The sequence below is a fragment of the Neptuniibacter sp. genome, assembly GCF_024231755.1.
In the GTDB taxonomy this organism is placed as follows: Bacteria; Pseudomonadota; Gammaproteobacteria; order Pseudomonadales; family Balneatricaceae; genus Neptuniibacter.
In genome coordinates, this window is sequence record NZ_JAAEQH010000354.1 from 1 (window position 1) to 1,507 (window position 1,507).

The window sequence follows — 1,507 nt, forward strand, 5'->3', positions numbered from 1 at the left end:
CTCATGGACGGTAATGGCTGTAATTTACTATGCAGCTATGATCTCACATCGGGGACTTATTCGCATCTTCCTTAGTTGTTGACCAAGGTTATACAATCCGAGAAGCCGCTGAAGCCATGAATGTGAGTAAAACCACCCTGGAAAATTGGATTAGGCAACTGAAGAGTGAACGTTCTGGTAAAACACCGGCGTCTAAGGCTCTGACGCCTGAACAGAAGCGTATTCAGGAACTTGAAAAGTAGCTTAGAAAAGTTGAGCAAGAGAAAGAAATATTAAAAAAGGCTACCGCTCTCTTGATGTCAGACTCGCTGAACAATTCCAGATAATTAAGCGACTTGAAGGGAGCTTTCCGGCTAAGATATTGTGTGACACGTTTGAGGTCCACAGAAGCAGTTATCGCTACTGGCGAAACAGGCCTGGTCGCTTGTCATCAAAAGAGCTTCGAACAAGGCACTTAATTAAAACGGCACATCGATTAAGTAATGGGTCTGCAGGGGCGCGCTCCATTGCGAAAATCGTGACCACGATGGGCGAAGACCTTTCTCGTTATCGCGCAAGTCGAAGAATGAAGCTGCTGGGTTTAGTTAGCTCACAGCTTCCTAAACATCGCTATAGAAAGGCAGAACAGGCACATATAGCCGTCCCAAATGTGCTGGACCGCTGTTTTGATGTGAAGCGCCCAAACCAGGTATGGGTTGGAGATATCACCTATGTTTGGGCTGGTAAACGCTGGGCATACCTTGCTGTTGTCATGGACCTTTATGCCCGAAAACCTGTTGGGTGGTCATTATCACTGTCGCCTGATAGTGTGCTAACAAAAAGCGCGCTGGAAATGGCCTATGAGTCCAGGAAACAGCCAAACGAACTGTTGTTCCACTCTGACCAGGGATGCCAATATACCAGCATTCAATTTAGGCAAGTGCTGTGGCGATATCAGATAAAGCAGAGCTTAAGTCGTAAAGGAAACTGTTGGGATAATTCGCCAATGGAAAGGTTTTTTAGAAGCCTGAAAACAGAATGGATACCAGAAACCGGTTATCGCTCATTCACTGAAGCGAAAGAGCAAATTACAAATTATATTGTTGGTTATTACAGTCGTTATCGACCGCATTCGAAGAATGGTGGATTATCACCTAACGATAAGGAAATAATGTACTGGAAAACCTATAAAACCGTGGCCAAAAATACTTGACCACTACAATTCTCACCGTAGCTGATAGCAATGTGTTCACCATACCGGTTATTTGCTTTAAATATTTCACCTTGTTTGATGAAGTTGATTTGTAATGTTTTGGCGTCCGGTTGCCATGACATAGTTGGCTTTACAATTTTTGGGGGACTATCAGTAATAAATATATTACCGGGTTCTGAGGGATCCCCACGAATTTAGCATGTAATCTTGCTCATGCAAGCTTCAGCGGTGAGTTCATCAAGCCAGCGGATCGTCTTTTTCCACTGATGCAGGGTAAATCGCATTGAGGTGTTAAAAGCTCTCAAGCCAAGAAAG

Annotated in this window: 1 pseudogene; it reads left to right on the forward strand. The window is 44.1% G+C overall.

The features are described 5' to 3' along the window. Nucleotides 1-47: 47 nt before the first annotated feature. Nucleotides 48-1,192: pseudogene (locus GY843_RS20020) on the forward strand (IS3 family transposase). Nucleotides 1,193-1,507 lie beyond the last annotated feature (315 nt).